The sequence below is a fragment of the Silvibacterium dinghuense genome (assembly GCF_004123295.1).
Lineage (GTDB): Bacteria > Acidobacteriota > Terriglobia > Terriglobales > Acidobacteriaceae > Silvibacterium > Silvibacterium dinghuense.
Genome location: NZ_SDMK01000001.1, coordinates 2,385,581 through 2,400,806, shown reverse-complemented (window position 1 = coordinate 2,400,806; position 15,226 = coordinate 2,385,581). Strand labels below are relative to the sequence as shown.

Genomic DNA, 15,226 nt, shown 5'->3' with positions numbered 1-15,226 from the left:
GGAACTTGATGTTCGGGTTGTGCTTCGACAGCACCTTCGTGATCGCCGCTGTCAGCGTCGTCTTGCCGTGGTCAATGTGCCCAATCGTTCCCACATTCACGTGCGGCTTCGACCGGTCAAATTTCTCCTTCGCCATTTCCTTCTCCTCAAGTTCCGGTAATTCTTTTTGTTTTACCGGGTTCACCCTTAGTAAGCGGTGTACACCCTCATAAACTTTGCGCGGACGGCCGGGGCCACCTGCTCGATGCTCTTCAGATACTGCTCGCGGATGTGACCGCGGTCAGAGTCGCCGAGCGCGGCATACTTCGCCGCCGTGCCGCTGCCCAGCAGGCCGCCGGCAAGGATCGCTTCGAACTGGCGGGCACGCAGATGCGCACGCTGGATGCCGCGGAGAAAACCTTCGACCTTCGCAGCCGAGAAGGCGGACTCGAGCGCGCCATGAACCTCGGCAAAAGTCTTCTCGTCCTGAATGGGAAGCACTGCCTGTTCGTACATCCTTACCCCTTTTACAGGGCTCAGGGCTCAGAGCACAGAGCTCGGAACACCAGGCCCTAACCGCAATGCGGACCGCTTGCGCGGTCCTTTTGAATTCTGGAGCGGGAGACGGGAATCGAACCCGCGACCAACAGCTTGGAAGGCTGTGACTCTACCACTGAGTTACTCCCGCCCGACTTCAGCGAATCCGCCTGCGTACCGCAGGCGCTCCGCCTTGAAACCTGTAACAGGCCTGCACTCCCTGTCCCCTCCGGGCACAAGCGAGCCAGCGGGTATGTGGTCCAGAGCTTCTTCATGCGGAAGACCGCCATGAGGCTCGAATCACAGACCGGCTGGCTCGCGGGGTGCAGACCTGCCACTAAAAATCTGGAGCTGATGACCGGGATTGAACCGGTGACCTCTCCCTTACCAAGGGAGTGCTCTACCAACTGAGCTACATCAGCCCTGCTACAACCACAACCAAAACCTATTTGCCGGGAATGCTTTTCTCATCGTACCGCGAACGCCGGGGCGTCAGCAGGATACGGAATGCGAAAGCTCCCAACACCACCAGAACCACGGTCCGGGTACGACCAGGATCCAGCGTTTGCCACGTGAGCAGAGCCAGGATGCCGAGGACGGCCAGCGCTACCCATTTGCGCTTCTCATCCGTAAGGGCCATCGTTCGTCCTGCCTTGCCTGCCATCGCTCGGCGCCCGCTTCGCGATTCACCCTGCCGCCGGCAGCGTGTCCAACCAAACTGAGTGGTGCACAGGGGAGGATTCGAACCTCCGTAGCTCCAAGGAGCGGCAGATTTACAGTCTGCTGCCATTAACCACTCGGCCACCTGTGCATCCGGTTGCCGGACTCCAATGACACTCTGCTTCAGGACACCCACCGGCATTCCGGATCGAAATCCGGTAAAACCTCTTTGCGCTGGTGAAGGAGTCCGCTACGGGGTGTGACCGGCGATCCTGCTTGTACGCCTGCCTGGAACCGCGGAGTTGGAGCTGGCGAAGGGATTTGAACCCCCGACCGTCTGATTACAAATCAGATGCTCTACCAGCTGAGCTACGCCAGCCCAAAACAGCCTTGTATCCAGCCTGTTACGAACACACGGAGGCATCAGCAACAGGGGGGCTACAGAACAGAATATAGCACGCGATGAGGCGGGTTGCAATGCGCGGGAGGGCTCAGGCTCAGGGCTCAAATAAAAATCCCACGTCTCAACAGCGAGACGTGGGGCACCCGGGTTCTTCCCTTCTTTCAAGAGAACAAAATCTCAATCGCGACCAGAGGAAGCAGAGGCCGAAGGCGAATCGCCCTGCGCGCAACAGCGTATGATCGCTCACCATGGATGGAATCTCGCGCCGCGAACTCTGCATCGGACTGCCTGCCCTCGCCGGCATTCTCGGAAGCCTGACCACCGCTTCGGGCCTGGCGAAACCACCGGAAGGATTGCCCGATGTCTCCCGCGCCTTCGCCTTCGACGAGCTGCCGGTGCACACCTCGGCCAACGGCGGAGCCTCGCGAGCGGTGATGGCCGGACGGCTGCCTACCGGCGAGATCATCGAAGTGCACGAGACGACGCTGCCGCCGGGCGCGATGCCGCATCCGCCGCACAAGCACCGGCACTCCGAGCTGATGATGATCCGCGAAGGCTCGGTCGAGTTCGAGATGGATGAACGGCGCTCGGTAGTCGGTCCCGGAGGCGTGCTCTACGCGGCCTCGAACACCATGCACGGGCTCAAGAACGTAGGCACCACGCCGGCAAACTACTTCGTGATCGCCATCGGGGACTAGGCACTTCGTACGGTCTTCCGCCTTCAGCTGCTTCGCGCAGGGCGATTCGCCTTCGGCTGCTCCGCGCAGGGCGACACGCCTTCGGCCCCCGCTCCCTTTGGTCGCGATGGAGGTTTGCTCTTCTCGAATCGAAGAAGAACCAGGGTGCCCCATCCAAGCTCCGCCTGGGTGGGAAGGTAAGAGCCGCTGCTGCAGTGAAATCCCGGGTGCGGTTCGCGTAGCCGGAAGGACAGCCGATGGAGCAATAGAAAGCTTTGCGGCCTTTGCGTCTTTGCGATCTTTGCGCTGCAACAGCGATGCCCGCAGAGGCACGATCCCCTCTATCCCCGCCTGTGGTGAAATTCTCCAGCCCACCCAGGCAAAAAAGAACCCGGCAGGGGAGCTGGCCTGCCGGGTGGGGATAGGTAACATTGAAAGAACGCGCGTCTTACGCGTGGCCGCCGGAGGCGTGGATCAGCTCGCCGGTGAGCCAGCCGGCGTCATCGGAGGCCAGGAAGACGGCGACCGGGGTCACGTCCTTCGGCTGGCCGATGCGGCCGAGCGGAGCCTGCGCCTCGATCTGCTTCTGGAAGTCCGAGCCGATGAAGCCCGCGGTGTGCGTGCCCTCGGTCTCGATCATGCCGGGGTTGATCGAGTTCACGCGGATCTTCTTCGGTCCCAGCTCCTTCGAGAGCACGCCGGTGATGGCGTCCACCGCGCTCTTGGTGGCGCTGTAGACGGCCGAGGCCGGAGGGGTGATCTCGCTGACCACCGAGCCGATGTTGATGATGCTGCCGCCTTCGGGGCCGATCAGCTTCACCGCCTCCTGCGTGGCCAGCAGCAGGCCGAGAACATTCGTGTCGAACTGCTTGTGGAAATGCTCTTCGGTGATCTGGTCGAGCGGGCCGAACTCGTAAATGCCAGCATTGTTCACCAGGATGTCGACCTTGCCGTAGGTCTTCTTCGTCTCCTCGAAGAGGCGCTTCACCTCGTCGGCCTTGGCAACACTGCCCTGCACGGCAATGGCCTTGCCGCCCTTGGCGGTAATCTCGGCCACGACCTTGTCGGCGCCGGCCTTGCTCGAGCTGTAGTTCACCACCACCGCAGCACCCTCAGCGGCCAGTCCGCGTGCAATATCCGCACCAATTCCCTTGGAGGCACCGGTTACAACAGCGACTTTTCCTGCGAGCTTGCTCATGACGATTCTCCTGTCTTGATCCTGTGTGCCGTCGCCTCATTTCGACGATTCGACAATTATCGAATTGATGAAGCGCCTCATGATAAGGATTCAGGAGCGGATGCGGAAAATGTGGAAATCCTGTGAAATCGCAGGCTGCTGCGCGCAGGGCGAATCGCCTTCGGGGACTGGCCGTCCAGGCCTTATGCCTTCGGCCTCCCGCTCCCTCTGGTCGCGATCCAGGGCTCAGGGCTCAGATAAAAAATCCCACGTCTCAACGGCGAGACGTGGGGCACCCGCGGTTCTTTTCTCTTTCAAAAGAACAAAACCACATTCGCGACCAGAGGGAGCGGAGGCCAGAGGCCTGGACGGCCAGTCCCGCCCTGCGCGGAGCAGGCGGATCAGGCAAAATCGGAGCGCAGGCGATGATAAAAGGCATCCAGCACATCGCGACGCAGCTGATAGTTCACAAACTTGCCGTTGCGCGTGGCGGTGACCAGTCCCGCAGTTTCCAGTTCTTTCATATGGTGCGAGAGCGTGGCGGGACTGATTTCGACGCAGTCGCGCATGCTGCTGCAAGGGGTCGATCCCTCGGCGGCTCCGATGCGGCGCAGAATCTCGTAGCGGCGCGGGTCGGCAAGAGCCTTTGCGATGAGCTGGACCTGGTCCTCGGTGAGCACGACGGAAGAAGAGCTCACAGCAGGGTTGGATTGTGCTTCTGTGGCCATGGACGTTCCTTGATCCTAGCCGATTGGATGATCGCAGCCCCCGATCGGAACCATGGTGCGACTCCGGTGCAACTCCCGCCGCCGGATCGCGACGACGCAGCGAAAGCGCAACCGTCCTGAATACAGAAGTTTCCACGTGGAACACTCAGAACGTTCCACGCCGATCGCCTTCCCTGCCCCATGCGACATGCGCCTTCCGTAAGGACACTACTCCGTACGCAGAGCGCTCATCGGATCGAGCCGTGCCGCACGCCATGCCGGCGCCAGGCAGGCGGCCAGGGCCACCAGCAGCAACACGCTGGCCACGGTGGCAAAGACAGAGAGATCGAGCGGCTCTGTCTGGTAAAGGATGGACTGCAGCATCCGCGCGAGAAATGCGCTCACCGCGAGCCCCGCAGCTAATCCGACCAGCGCGGGCCGCAGCCCGTCGAGCAACACACGCCGCAATACCGAGCCGCGCTGTGCGCCGAGAGCGATGCGAATGCCGATCTCCCCCGTGCGCTGCGTGACCAGATACGCAAGCACACCGTAATGCCCCACGGCCGCAAGCACCAGCGCTATGACTGCGAAGCCGAGAATCAGCACCGAGTTGAACTGCGAGCCCAGCGAAGAGCGGGCCACAGTCTCCTCCAGTGTCTGGACGTCGGAGACGGGCAGGTCGGGATCGAGTTCGCCGATGGCCTTCTCGATCGGCAGGGCCAGGGCATTCGCATCGCGCGCAGAGCGCGCGACGAGCGTGACATTGGTGTAGCCATTGCCGAAAACAGGCATGTACATCATGGCGCGCGGCGGCTCAGAGACCGAGTAGCGCGTGTCGCCCACAACACCGACGATCTCGTATCGATCTCCGCCCATGTTGATCCTGATGTGCTTGCCGATGGGGTCTTCGCCGGGGAAGATGGTGCGCGCGGCCTCCTTGCTAATGAGCACCACATGATCGCGCTTCAGCCGCTCGTCCGAGGCGAACGTGCGGCCTTTGAGAATGGGGAGATGAACGGCGGCAAAGTAGCCAGGGTCTGCGCCACGCACCATCATGTCGATGGTTTCGCCCGGCGGCAGCGGAGGATGCTCCACCACGCCGACCAGGCGATCGCCGCCCCATCCCTGTCCGGGCGCGCTGGAGACGAGGCCGGCCGACTCCACGCCGGGAAGAGCGCGCACACGCGTGATGACGCGCTCGAGAAAGCTTACTTGATCGACCGGAGTTTTGTAGCGCGCTTCGGGCACGCCGAAGCGCATGGTCAGCGTGTTGGCAACCGGTACGCCGAGATCGGATGAGCGCAGGCGGCTGTAGCTCTTGAGCAGCAGTCCCGCACCGATGAGCAGCACTACGGTAAGACAGACTTCGAGCACCAGCAGGGTGCGGCGCAGGCCTGCGCGAATGCGGCCGCCGCTCTGCGCACGCGAGGTCTCCTGCAGGGTAGCCAGCAGGCGGCGGCTGTCCACGCTGAGCGCGGAGACCAGACCGGAAAAGACGGCGCACAGGACGACGGCAGCGAGCGCGAATACGGCCACTACCCAGTCGAGATGAATGCTGTCCACGCGGGGAATGTCGGGCCGCGCGATGGCCAGCCAGCGCACGGCACCTAAAGCCAGCAACACACCCAGACCGCCTCCGCATACCGCGAGCACCAGGCTTTCCAGAACGCGCTCACGGATGAGCCGCATGCGTCCTCCGCCCAATGCCGTGCGGATAGCGATCTCGCGGCGTCGCGCGGCGGTGCGTGCGACGAGCAGACTGGCGACATTGAGGCAGGCGATGAACAGCACGCAGGCCGTCGCGCCAAACAACACGTAAATGGGCGTCTTGTACTCTTCGACGACGTCATCGAGGATGGAGCGGCCGCTCACCACCTCGCGCACAGCAGGGTCAGGATGCTCCGCCTTGATATGCGCCTGCACGAGGGTGAGCGCGCTGAGCAGCCGCGCCCTGGTCACGCCTGGAGCCAGCCGCGCCACGCCAATGAACTCGTGATCCTGAAAGGTGGTCATGAGCCAGCGCGGGGCCTCATGCCCGACCGGCGTCCAGACCTGGATGCTGCTGGGCGCGAATGGTCCGAAGAAGACCATCGACTCCGGCAGAACGCCGATGATGGTGTAGGGCCGCGCATCGAGCCAGATCCTGCGCCCGAGCACGCCGGGATCGGCGGCGTAGCGGCGCTTCCAGAAGGAGTAGGAGAGAATCGCCGTGGCGTTGGCGTCGGGGCTGTCGTCTGCCTGCGTAAAGGAGCGGCCGAGCACGGGCTGCATGCCCAGGGTGGAAAAGAAGTTCGCCGTCACCCAGGCGGCGTTGGCCGCCTCCGGCAGCTGTCCACTTTCCGCCGACACGCTGTAGCCCTGGAAAGGCGAGATCATCGCCATCTCCGCAGACCTGGCAGCCGCCGACTTCCATGCAAAGAAGCTCCCCGCATCGATGGGCATGAAGCTTCGCTTGCCGTTGGCGTCGTTGAAGGTGCTGTAGAGAGTGACCAGCCGCTCCGGCGCGTGGTAGGGCAGCGGATTGAGCAGCACCGAACGGATGACGGCGAACAAGGCCACGTTTGCGCCGATTCCGAGAGCCATGACGACGATGGCGATGACCGTGAACCCCGGCGCCCGGCGCAAGCCGCGCAGGCAGTAGCGGAGATCGCGCTCCCAGGCTTCGATCCGGTTCCAGGACCAGACGGCGCGCGTCTGCTCGCGGATGACGGTGGGATTGCCGAAGGCGCGAAGAGCGGCATAGCGTGCTTCCTCGGCGGAAGCGCCATTCTCGCGATGCTCCTCTTCCTCCAGCTCAAGATCGGCGCGGAGCTCGCGCTCCAGATCGCGGTCGCGTTTATTCCCGGTCAGCCAGCTCATCTCACGCCTCTTCGGGCGCGGGCCACATCACGCGCGCCACGGCTTCGGTCATCTGCTTCCACCTCGACTCCTCCACCACCAGCTGGCGGCGGCCGGCGGCGGTGAGGCGGTAGTACTTGAACTCGCGGTTGCGGTCGGGCGCTGTCTCCCAGTTCGCCGTCACCCAGCCGCGCTTTTCCAGACGGTGCAGGGCCGGATACAGCGAGCCATGCTGCATCTGGAGAAAGTCGTGGGTGGTGCGCTGGATGTGCTTGCCGATCTGGTGGCCGTGGGCCGGGCATCCGAGCAGGGTGCGCAGGATCAGCATGTCCAGGGTGCCCTGGAGCAATCCGTTGCGCGATGAGGAATCCGCAGCCATGGTAGACAGTCGACCTCCAATGGCGATGATGGTAGACAGTCGACTATCGGAAGTCAATCGGAATTCTCTCCTGCCGAAGCGGGGTTTAATCCGGCATCGGGTTCCCGGAGGAGACGAGCGCGTGCATCCGCTGCACCAGCTGCTCGACGCGCGCTTTCACCTCATCGCGGATGAGGCGCACTTCCCCGGCAGGAAGTCCTTTGGGATCGCGCAGCGGCCAGTCTTCGCGGCGCAGACCCGGAACATAGGGACACTGCTCACCGCAGCCCATGGTCACCAGAAGATCGGCTTCGGCGGCCAGCTCTTCGGTGAGCTTCTGCGGCCTGGCAGCGCTGAGATCGATGCCGACCTCCCGCATGGCGGCCAGCACTTCCGGGTGAACGGATGCGCCAGGCTCCGTTCCCGCCGATAGCGCGCGCGCTTTCGAGGGATCGGCGAGCGCATGGAAGAACGCCGCGGCCATCTGTGAGCGTCCGGCGTTATGAACGCAGGCAAAAATCACGGTCACCCTGCCGTCTTTGTACTTCGGCTTCACAGCATCCAGAATTTTCGTCATTCCCCCACCTCATGCATTTGCTTAAGCGAATATATTTCTTGCATACACATTCGTCAAAGCATATATATTCTGTATGCCCCGCAAAGCAGAGTTCAACGTAGCGTTCAACATGGAACAGTTCTTCCAGGCGCTGGGAGACAGGACCCGCCTGCGCCTGCTCAACCTCATGGGAGAGCAGGAGGTCTGCGTCTGCTACTTCGTCGAAATCCTGGACGCGCCTCAACCGAAGATCTCCCGGCACCTCGCCTACCTGCGCAAGGCGGGCATCGTCTCGGCCCGGCGCGAGGGCAAGTGGATGCACTATCGCATCGTGGCGCCATCGCATCCTGGCGCAACCCGGATTCTCCGGCAGACGCTCGATTCGCTGCAAGAGGAGAAGGCCATGCAGGCCGACCGGGCGCGGCTGATCAAAGCCTGCTGCGCACCGGCGAAATATGCTCTCGCAGGCGCGCCGGTTCCGGCGGCGATTTCCGAACCGTGCTGCGAGTCCTGCTGATGGCCGCCCCTGTCGCACACGGCCAGGTCTGCACACCGGCAGCGCGGAAACAGCTCTCGTTTCTGGACCGCTTTCTCACTCTCTGGATCTTCCTCGCCATGGCGATCGGCGTCGGGACCGGTCATTTTCTCCCATCCTCCGCGGCATTCGTAAACCGTTTCCAGCGCGGAACCACCAACATTCCTATCGCTGTCGGACTCATCCTCATGATGTTTCCGCCGCTGGCAAAGGTCCGCTACGAAAAGCTTGGAGAGGTCTTCCGCAACAAGCGCGTGCTGGGGCTCTCGCTCGTTCAGAACTGGCTGATCGGGCCGGTGCTGATGTTCGGACTCGCGATCGTTTGCCTGCGAAGCGAGCCGGCTTACATGCGTGGCCTGATCCTGATCGGCATCGCACGCTGCATTGCCATGGTGCTGGTGTGGAATGAGCTGGCCGAAGGCGACACGGATTATGTCGCCGGGCTTGTCGCCATCAACAGCATCTTCCAGGTGCTCTTCTACAGCCTCTACGCGTGGCTGTTCCTGGCCGTGCTCCCGAAGTGGTTCGGTCTTGCCGCGAGCGTTGTTTCGATTGGCATAGGCGACATTGCAAAGAGCGTCGGCCTGTATCTTGGCGTGCCGTTTGTGGCCGGGTTCCTCACGCGGTTTCTGCTGATCCAGACCAAGGGAGAAGATTGGTACCGGACCCGCTTTGTTCCCCGCATCAGCCCCCTGACGCTGGTTGCCCTGCTCTTCACCATTCTCGTGATGTTCTCGCTCAAGGGCGACCTGATCGTGCGCCTGCCGCTCGATGTTGTCAGGATCGCGATCCCGCTCGTGATCTATTTCCTCGTCATGTTCCTGGTCAGCTTTGCGATGGGCAAACGGCTCGGGGCAGACTATGCGCAATCGGCTACGCTGTCCTTCACCGCGGCGGGGAACAACTTCGAGCTGGCGATCGCCGTCGCCGTGGCGGTCTTCGGCCTCAATTCCGGCGAAGCCTTTGTCGGAGTCGTCGGCCCTTTGATTGAAGTACCGGCCCTGATCGGGCTGGTGCACGTCGCATTCTGGTTGAAGCAGCGGCTCTATCAAGAGGCAGATGGCTCCAGGGAAGCCGGTTGATCGCCGTGGCGGCCGGGATGACCATCCCGAGGCGTGCGCCGGAAGCAGGGTTTAGTCTGGCATGGAGTCCCCGGAGGAAACGAAGGCGTGCGTCCGCTGGAAGAGCTGCTGGTTGGCGTGTTGCTGCTGGGCCTGTGGCTGCTGTGGCGGCGCGATGGGCATCCTCGAGGGCGAAGCTGGCTGGCTGCGGCAGGACTGCTGGTGCTGGCGCTGCATCTCGGCATCGAAGGACCACACTGGCAGATGGCTCCGGCGTATCTGGCGGCGCTGCTGCTGCCGCTTGCGCTCCTGTGCCGCAGGCGCGCGGCAGTCTGCGGACTGCTGGTGCTGCTCCTTGCGGCGACAATCGCTTCGACAATCGCTTCCTGGATGCTTCCGATGTTTCGCCTGCCGGCGCCGACCGGATCGTATGCCATCGGCACCCGTGTTCTTGAAGTGACGAATCCTCATCCCGTGGACGCACGCTTTGCTGAGCCGGATGGACAGCGGCGGCTGGTGATCCAGGTGTGGTATCCGGCCGAAGCACACGGCGGACGGCGCGCCGCCTACCGGCGACTGAAGGAGACCGAGCTCAAATCGACCTACCAGGCTGTGCTGTGGACGCACTCCCGCTGGAATGCGCCGTTTGCAGCGGGCGCGGCACCGATGCCGGTGCTGCTGCTGAACCCGGCATGGGGCGGACGGAGAACCTACTACACCTATCTGACCGAAGAGCTGGCCAGCCACGGCTACCTGGTCGTGGGCATCGACCACACCGGCAACTCGGGCCCTACGCTCTTTGCTGATGGGCACGTAGAGAAACCGGTCGACGGCGAGGTGCTGGACTTCGAGACGCATACGCTGGCGCAGCTGGATGCTGTTGCCGCGCAGCATCTGGCGATCCAGGCCGACGATGACCGCTTCGTGCTGGACGAGCTGACACGCTGGAATGCCGATCCGGCCAGCCCGTTCTACCGGCGCATCGACCTGACGCGCGTCGGCGCGCTGGGACACTCCTTCGGCGGCGCGGTGTCGGTCGAGACGGCGCGGACGGATTCCCGGGTGAAGGCCGCGCTCGATATGGATGGCTCGTTCTGGGGACCGCATGCGGCCGAAGCGCTGAACAAGCCGCTGATGATGATCGAAGAGGATATCGACAACCCCACGGCCGAGGCGCTGAAGGATCCGTTCGTGCTCAATAATCACCTGCTCGATATGCGTGACGCGACGATGCTGGCGAAGTCCCATGCGCGCTATGCGAACCTGCACGGCAGCACGCACTCGAGCTTCACCGACCGGAGCCTGTACTCTCCGCTGCGCCGGTTTTCCGATATCGGGAGCATCCCCGCGTACCGCGAATACGCCATCCTGCGTGCGCTGACGCTGGCCTTCTTCGACCAGACGCTGCGCGGCAAAGCGTCGCCGCTGCTCGACGGCAATCCGCACCCGTTTCCCGAAGTGACGATGACACAGAAATAGAGGAGCGCCGCACGCGGGAAGGCCCTGCGTAAGCGGCTGTCGGCGATTTTGTAACCAGAAGAGTGACAAAATCGCCGGATGCTCTCGAAGCAATTCCATTCCTGCAACTTTGTTGCGTTCTCTCCCGTCATCCAGTGGGGATGAGCCCTGCTGCAGCGGGCATTCCATCGTGGCTGTTGCCGGAGATCTCTGCACGCGTGCCAGATTTCATCCGGCTGCTTCGAGAGATCGGCCTGGCATCGGTAAGGCCATCGATCAGGGATCGATGAGGGGGATGGATATGCGGCTGCTTCTCTTCTTGCTTCTGCTCAGCGCTCCTCTTTATGCGGAGGATGCCAGTGTGTATCTACAGAGAGCCTGCGGACCTTCGCATGTAAGTTACGACGCGCACCAGGTGAAGAACATACCAGCGCCGTCACCTCTCGACCCGCAAATGGCGCGGGTTTACTTCATTCAGGATGTAGGCTCGTCCGACCCGCTTGGCGTGGGCAGAAAGCTAATTACCAGGGTGGGGATGGATGGCCATTGGTCGGGCGCGGTCGTCAATGAATCCTGGTTTTCTGTCGATGTCGCTGGCGGAGAGCATCATGCCTGCATCAGTTCCCAGGACCACCTTCTAAGTCCAGTGACCGAACTGATCCATTTCAACGCCGAGCCTGGGAAAACCTACTACTTCCGGATCAGAAATTTCATGTGGCAGACACGCAGGTACGAGCTTCAACCAGCCGATAGCGATCAGGCGAACCTGATGATCGGCAAATTTGCATACAGCGCATCGACGGCCAAGCCTTGACGCACAGAGAGCCCTCGCGTGCGCCCACGAGATGAACGGATTACATCAGCTTGAGATCGAGCTTTTCGAGCGTCTTGTTCATCGCGTAGCGTCCGGGCGCAAGCTGGGCGTATTGCAGATAAGCCAGCAGAGCAGATTTCAGATGGAGTATGGCTCCGCGCGCGTCCTCGCCGGAAGGCCTGTCTTTCACAAACATCATCGATTCCATAACGGACAGGTTGCGGATGGTCTTCAGATCTTCCTCCGTGATGCGCACCTTGCCTGCAGAGGTTCCGCAACGGCCGGACAGAGCATACTCTCCGGGAGCGAGCGTGCCGTGGGATAACACCGCGTCCAGTGCCGCTGTCCGCTGCATTTCCGCGATGGTCATTACGGAATCCGCATCCGGGCCGTCTGCATCTCCGAGCCAGAAGATCGGCGCATCGTCTTCCCGCGACTGCAGGCAATGCGTGCGCAGCTCGGCAAGGGCCTGCGCGGTAACGAGCATGGTGCGTGGAGGCACCTGGGGAAAGCTCTTGCGCGCGGCATCGAGCAGCTTCGCAGCCTCGGCAGCGTCGCTGTCCGAGTCCTGCATGCCGCCCACGAAATTTGCCATGGAGAATAACTGCCCGGCCGCTGCCGCGTCTCCGCGGTCTGCGGCGATCCGGGACTGGAGCAGCAGCAAGCCTATGCCGTCCCTACCCGGAGCTATCCTCTCATCCCACTCGCTGGCGTGAAGAAGCTGCGTGGCGAGCTCCGCGTGTTGTTGCTTTACGAGTATCTGGCCAAGAAACAGGAGGGAGCCGGCCGTGCTCTCCCGATCGGAGGGCGGAATGCGCTGCGCGAGGGTGAGGGCAGTCTGCATCGCAAACCCCTGCAGGTCAAAGTGGCCAAGCCCCGCCTCCTGCTCCTTTTGCAGAGTCTCGACCACGGCTTCCAGATGTTGCGCGACCGGCGGCTCCGCAGCCTTCTCCGCACCTGTTTCGTCCGCGGATTCTCTCTGCAGCTTCGCGGCGATCATGCGCTTTTCGACAGAGGACAGCATCTCCGGCGCCTCGATCGCGTTGTCCAGCTCCCCTTCCAGCAAGGCAGCCGAGAGATGGCCGGTTACACTCTCTTCTTTCCCGTGTGCCTGTCCATAGGCGAGCGCCTTTTCGATGAGCGCGATCCGCTCCGCAGCAGAGGCTGCCGTCAGAGTCGCATTCAGGATGGCCGCCTCCTGCTGCCATCCACTGACGCCTTCCACGTCCAGGGGATAGATGTTCAAAGGCAGGCTCCTGTCGAAACGGACTTCAGCCGTGTCGCCGCGCTGGTCGGAGCGCCCCAGGAAAAACCGGCCGCCGAACGAAAAGAGATAGCCATGATGCGCGAGAGACTTGCCGGAAGGCTGCACCAGCTGCATAAAGGCCTTGAATGCTCCCTGCCCGATCAGCGGCCTGGCCGAGATGTCGGCATCGGCAATCGGCACGGGAGAGCGCAGCGTCAGCGTATGGCCATCGCTGCTGGTCATGCCTTCGTAATCCGCAATAGCCTGGTTTCCTTTGTAGAGGAGAAGGCGATACGGCTTGTTAGCCCATGCGGCCTGCGTCACCGGGTCCTGCAAAAGCGGACGCACTGCGTACGCTCCATTCCCGATGACTTCATCCGGCCTGTGTTGTTCCGGGCTCTCCGCGTACATCCCGAAGCACAAAGTCATCAGCACACTCGAAAACAAGAGGGTCCGCTGCAGTTTCAATCGAGCTCACCTGTGGTTGGTTGCTATCAACCGGTAGGATGCACGCGGAAGACGGGTGCCCTGCGTCTCGATGTTGAAACGTGGGATAGAACAACCGCAGGCGCCTCCACAGCGGCCGGGATGACGGGGTCTGGGGCATTCGTCCCCACTCAAGCCAGCGGCAGGCTTGCATGGAGCACCCGGCATATTGCCGCAGGGGCTGAAGCCCTTCTTTCAAAACATTCTTATGGCACGGCTGAAGCCGTGCCCTGATACAAGCATTGGCAGCCTTGCTCCCGGCGAAGAGAAACCGCAGGTCTCTCCCCACCTCTTACAACGGCTCGTCGTAAATGCCGAGGTCGGAGATATGCGGTTCGGCGGCAGAGGCTTCGATGGAGAGGCGCACGCGGCTGGCGGTGGCAACGTTCGGCAGGCGCAGGATGGTCGCGGGTACGGGCGCATCGCCGGAGAGGAGCGGTGTCCAGCCGGAGCCGGTGAAGGCTTCAAACCTGTAGCTCCGGATGCGGCTCTGCGGGTAGTCGTCCCAGGCGCCGACCGGCTCGACCAGACTGAGGGTGTTGAAGCGGGTAGGCTGCTTGAGGTCGACTTCGAGCCAGCAGCTCGTCTGATTCTCGGCGTACCAGCTGGAGTGGAAGTTGCCGTCATTGGCCTGGTCGGGGCCTACGCCGTCAGGATAGGAGCTGGCGTGGATGGGCTTGCCGGTGGCAAGGTTCGGCGTGGTGATGCCGATGTGCTCGGCAAGCGGCTCGGGTGCGGCGGGCTTCTTCCAGGCTTTGCCGATTTCTTCAAGGCGGGCGATGACATTCGGCGCCAGGCGGCCTTCGCGCGTGGGCGGGGCGTTGAGAATCAGGTTGCAGTGGCGCTGGTTGAGCGGCACCAGCCATTCGTTCACGACGGTCTCCGTCGACTTGATGCGCCCGTGGATGTCGGCCTGCTTCCAGAACCAGCCGTCGGTGAGCGTGACACAGGAGAGCGCGGGCAGATCGCTGTGCGCAGGCACCTTCTGGCCGGCGTTCTGCTCGAAGGCCTTGATATCGGAGTAGTAGAGGCCGCCGGTGGGATATTGACTGGCGTTCAGGTCGCAGATCAGGCAGTTCGGCTGGTGCGACTTCACCAGATCGTAGATCTCGCGGAAGGGCACTTCCTGATAGGTGATGCGGCTCCAGGGCGCATCCCATCCATCGGTGATGAGGATGTCGATCTCGCCGTACTGGGTCATCAGCTCGGTGAGCTGGTCCTTGATGAGCTGGATCTTTTCGGGCGTGACGTTGAAGTGGCGGATGTCATCGCGCTTGGAAAGGATCGAGTAGTAGAGTCCGACGCGCAGCCCGGCCTTGCGGAAGGAATCGACATAGCGGCGAACGATATCGAGCCCCGGCTGCGATTGCCCTACATTCGCGCCACGCGTCTTCGTCGGCCAGAGGCAGAAGCCGTCGTGATGACGCGTGGTCAGGCAGCCCCAGGTCATCTGAGCCGATTGCGCGGCGGCGGCCCACTGGTCGGTATCGAGATTGGTCGGATTGAAGAGCGTAGCCGGAGAAGACGGGTCTCCCCATTCACGATCCTGATAGGTGGCCATGTTGAAGTGCAGAAACATGCCGAAGCGGAGATCGACAAACCGCTGCTGCAGCTCGAGCATAGGCGCCGCAGCCGGGATCATCGGATGCGAGTGACGCATGCGGCCTGACTGTTGCGGAGCCGCGAAGGTGCTTTCAGGAAGCAGGGTAAGGGCAGAGGCCGAAGAAGCCAAGC

The 15,226-nt window shown here is 62.4% G+C and carries 15 protein-coding genes and 4 tRNA genes; 5 read left to right on the top strand and 14 right to left on the bottom strand.

The genetic code is table 11. From position 1 onward, the window contains the following. From ESZ00_RS09495 to ESZ00_RS09465, 7 genes are all read right to left on the bottom strand, one after another. Positions 1-136 (bottom strand): GTP-binding protein (locus ESZ00_RS09495; RefSeq protein ID WP_240034496.1); only part of this gene is annotated, 136 nt, incomplete at its 3' end. Between the two features lie 50 nt (positions 137-186). Then, a complete protein-coding gene (locus ESZ00_RS09490; RefSeq protein WP_129207825.1) occupies positions 187-495 on the bottom strand; it encodes a hypothetical protein in 309 nt (102 codons plus the stop codon). Positions 496-592: 97 nt separating this feature from the next. After that, positions 593-667: transfer RNA gene (locus tag ESZ00_RS09485), tRNA-Gly, on the bottom strand. A 195-nt stretch (positions 668-862) separates the two neighbouring features. Next, positions 863-938 (bottom strand) — tRNA-Thr (locus ESZ00_RS09480). A gap of 23 nt (positions 939-961) precedes the next feature. Then, a complete protein-coding gene (locus ESZ00_RS09475) occupies positions 962-1,156 on the bottom strand; it encodes a hypothetical protein (protein WP_129207824.1) in 195 nt (64 codons plus the stop codon). Between the two features lie 83 nt (positions 1,157-1,239). Then, positions 1,240-1,327, bottom strand: a tRNA-Tyr gene (locus tag ESZ00_RS09470). Positions 1,328-1,479: 152 nt separating this feature from the next. After that, a tRNA-Thr gene (locus ESZ00_RS09465) sits at positions 1,480-1,555 on the bottom strand. Positions 1,556-1,827: 272 nt separating this feature from the next. On the opposite strand from ESZ00_RS09465, the gene ESZ00_RS09460 reads away from it, so the two are divergent. Continuing rightward, positions 1,828-2,277, top strand: coding sequence for a cupin domain-containing protein (locus ESZ00_RS09460; RefSeq protein ID WP_129207823.1), 450 nt, complete (start codon positions 1,828-1,830; stop codon positions 2,275-2,277). A gap of 427 nt (positions 2,278-2,704) precedes the next feature. Here ESZ00_RS09460 and ESZ00_RS09455 read toward each other — a convergent pair whose 3' ends face one another. The 5 genes from ESZ00_RS09455 to ESZ00_RS09435 all read right to left on the bottom strand — a co-directional run bounded on the left by ESZ00_RS09455 (position 2,705) and on the right by ESZ00_RS09435 (position 7,913). Continuing rightward, on the bottom strand, positions 2,705-3,454 hold the full coding sequence (locus ESZ00_RS09455) for an SDR family NAD(P)-dependent oxidoreductase (RefSeq protein WP_129207822.1): 750 nt from the start codon (positions 3,452-3,454) through the stop codon (positions 2,705-2,707). Between the two features lie 380 nt (positions 3,455-3,834). After that, on the bottom strand, positions 3,835-4,161 hold the full coding sequence (locus ESZ00_RS09450) for an ArsR/SmtB family transcription factor (RefSeq protein ID WP_129207821.1): 327 nt from the start codon (positions 4,159-4,161) through the stop codon (positions 3,835-3,837). A gap of 207 nt (positions 4,162-4,368) precedes the next feature. After that, a complete protein-coding gene (locus ESZ00_RS09445) occupies positions 4,369-6,999 on the bottom strand; it encodes an ABC transporter permease (protein WP_129207820.1) in 2,631 nt (876 codons plus the stop codon). 1 nt (position 7,000) lies between these two features. Then, the gene (locus tag ESZ00_RS09440; RefSeq protein ID WP_308419051.1) at positions 7,001-7,414 is read right to left on the bottom strand and encodes a PadR family transcriptional regulator; all 414 of its coding nucleotides are present in this window, start codon (positions 7,412-7,414) and stop codon (positions 7,001-7,003) included. Positions 7,415-7,442: 28 nt separating this feature from the next. Next, positions 7,443-7,913: an arsenate reductase ArsC gene (locus ESZ00_RS09435; RefSeq protein ID WP_129207819.1), complete on the bottom strand. Its 471-nt coding sequence runs from the start codon at positions 7,911-7,913 to the stop codon at positions 7,443-7,445. 73 nt (positions 7,914-7,986) lie between these two features. Between ESZ00_RS09435 and ESZ00_RS09430 the strand changes: the two genes are divergently transcribed. From ESZ00_RS09430 to ESZ00_RS09415, 4 genes are all read left to right on the top strand, one after another. Then, positions 7,987-8,409: an ArsR/SmtB family transcription factor gene (locus ESZ00_RS09430; RefSeq protein ID WP_129207818.1), complete on the top strand. Its 423-nt coding sequence runs from the start codon at positions 7,987-7,989 to the stop codon at positions 8,407-8,409. After that, on the top strand, positions 8,409-9,509 hold the full coding sequence (arsB, locus tag ESZ00_RS09425; RefSeq protein ID WP_129207817.1) for an ACR3 family arsenite efflux transporter: 1,101 nt from the start codon (positions 8,409-8,411) through the stop codon (positions 9,507-9,509). The genes ESZ00_RS09430 and arsB overlap by 1 nt, the downstream gene beginning before the upstream one ends. 87 nt (positions 9,510-9,596) lie before the next feature. Further along, positions 9,597-10,967 carry an alpha/beta hydrolase family protein gene (locus tag ESZ00_RS09420; protein ID WP_129207816.1) on the top strand — a complete coding sequence of 457 codons (1,371 nt, stop codon included), beginning with the start codon at positions 9,597-9,599 and terminating at the stop codon, positions 10,965-10,967. 280 nt (positions 10,968-11,247) lie between these two features. Beyond that, the gene (locus ESZ00_RS09415) at positions 11,248-11,760 is read left to right on the top strand and encodes a hypothetical protein (RefSeq protein WP_129207815.1); all 513 of its coding nucleotides are present in this window, start codon (positions 11,248-11,250) and stop codon (positions 11,758-11,760) included. A gap of 40 nt (positions 11,761-11,800) precedes the next feature. On the opposite strand, the gene ESZ00_RS09410 is transcribed toward ESZ00_RS09415, so the two are convergent. Then, on the bottom strand, positions 11,801-13,354 hold the full coding sequence (locus ESZ00_RS09410; RefSeq protein ID WP_129207814.1) for a hypothetical protein: 1,554 nt from the start codon (positions 13,352-13,354) through the stop codon (positions 11,801-11,803). A gap of 430 nt (positions 13,355-13,784) precedes the next feature. Continuing rightward, entirely contained in the window at positions 13,785-15,224 is a 1,440-nt protein-coding gene (locus ESZ00_RS09405) for an alpha-L-fucosidase (protein ID WP_229741073.1), read from the bottom strand. Positions 15,225-15,226 lie beyond the last annotated feature (2 nt).